This window comes from Corallococcus llansteffanensis (genome assembly GCF_003612055.1).
Taxonomy (GTDB): Bacteria; Myxococcota; Myxococcia; order Myxococcales; family Myxococcaceae; genus Corallococcus; species Corallococcus llansteffanensis.
In genome coordinates this window covers 1-1,669 of the sequence record NZ_RAWB01000985.1, presented here as the reverse complement: position 1 = coordinate 1,669, position 1,669 = coordinate 1, and the positions used below count along the sequence as shown (strand labels likewise).

The window sequence follows — 1,669 nt, the reverse complement described above, 5'->3', positions numbered from 1 at the left end:
GAGCGCCTCGGTGGGCTCGGCGCGGCCCCGGCGCTCCTGGCGGGGCACGGGGGGCTCCGCGGCCTCGGGTCCCCTGCCCTGGTGGGCGCTGGCACCCGCCTGGGGCGTCCCCGCGGAGGGCAGGACCATCGTCTCCTGGCCGGGCGGCCTGCCGGCGGCACCGCGCGCGGGGCGCAGGGCCGGGCGCCGGGTGGAGGGCGCGGGCTCCTCTTCCGTGCCCAGCGGCGGCGAGGAGAAGTCCTCCACGACCTTCATGCGCGGGTTGCGCCCGATGCGCGTGCCCGAGTGCCCATCCGCGCCCCCCTGCGGAACGACCTGCGGACGGCGGGACTTCTGCGCGAGGACGCCAGGCGGCGCGTCCCAGCCCTGCTCCAGGGGGCCCGCATGCGAGGGGTCGGTGCTCCTCGCTTCTCCCTCGGCGGGCGGCTCCGGGGCGTCCTCCGCGTCCGGGGCTTCGGCCTCCGGGGGCGGATCCGACGCGTAGTCCTCGGGGCGGAACTCCTCGAAGCCGGGGGCGGCGTCCTGCGTGTCCGCGGAGGCCTCGTGCTCGGTGGTCGCGCGGGTGTACGGCGCGCGCTGGACGATGGACGCCTCCAGCTCCTCGGCGTGCAGGTCCTCCATCTCCGCGCCGGAGACGGGCTCCAGCAGGAAGGGCTCCGCGAACGGCACGGGCCCGGGCGCGGCGAGGCTCACCTCGTTGGGGAACAGCTCCGACACGAAGCGCGCCACATCCTCCGGACCGGACAGACCGCCGCTGGCGGAGAGGAAGTTGCGCAGGGCCTGGGCGAACTCGCCGCACGCGCGGAAGCGCCGCTGGGGCGCCGGATCCAACGCGCGCATCACCACCGGATCCAGCCGCGAGTTGATGCGCCGATCCAACCGGCTCGGAGGTGGCAGCGTCTCGCGGCGGGTGCTCACGCCGCTGCCAGCCACCACGGCCTCACGCAGCGTGAGCAATTCGTAGGCGATGGCGCCCAGCGAGTAGACGTCGGAGGCCTCCGTGGGCGGCTCGCCCCGTGAGACCTCGGGCGCGCGGTACGCGCTGCGGCCCCGATGCGCGAACGTGCGCTTGAGCTGCGGCACGGCGAGCAGCGCCTGGAGCGCGCCGAAGTCGCAGACGGCCGCATGGCCCTCGCGGGCGAGGATCAGGTTGCCGGGGGTGATTGCCCCGTGGACGACGCCCGCGTCGTGCGCGAGCTGTACGGCATCCAGCAGCTGGATGACGATGGAGAGGGCCACGGTGGGCGGCAGCAGCACCTCTTTCGTGTTGAGGCGCTGGAGCGCGACGCCCAGCGTGAAGCCGTCCACGTCCTCGCGCACCACGGCGAGCCGCTGCCGCACGAAGCCCAGGTCCACCACGTGGAGGAGGCCGGGGTGCCGCACGGGCTGCAGGCGCCGGACGGTCTCCGCCAGCTCGCGGGCATAGGCGGGGTCGGACGTCCGCGGCAGGAACAGCTTCACCGCGACGGGGATGGTGGGCAGCAGCAGGGCCTCGTACAGCTCCGCGAGGTCTCCTGTCTCCGTGCGGCCGGTGAGCCGGTACGTCCCGCTCATCGCGCCTTCCGCGACTTGGCGCTCGTCCTGCGGGGGGGACGTCGGGCCACGGCGGCGAAGACGAAGCCGCACCACACGCACGACTCACCGCGTCGCCCTCGGGGCAACTCCAGGG

At 75.1% G+C, this 1,669-nt stretch carries 1 protein-coding gene; it reads right to left on the bottom strand.

The window, feature by feature from the left end:
- Positions 1 to 1,554, bottom strand: a 1,554-nt coding sequence (locus D7V93_RS42700) for a serine/threonine-protein kinase (protein ID WP_147451669.1), incomplete at its 3' end; no start/stop codon positions are given.
- Positions 1,555 to 1,669: the final 115 nt, after the last annotated feature.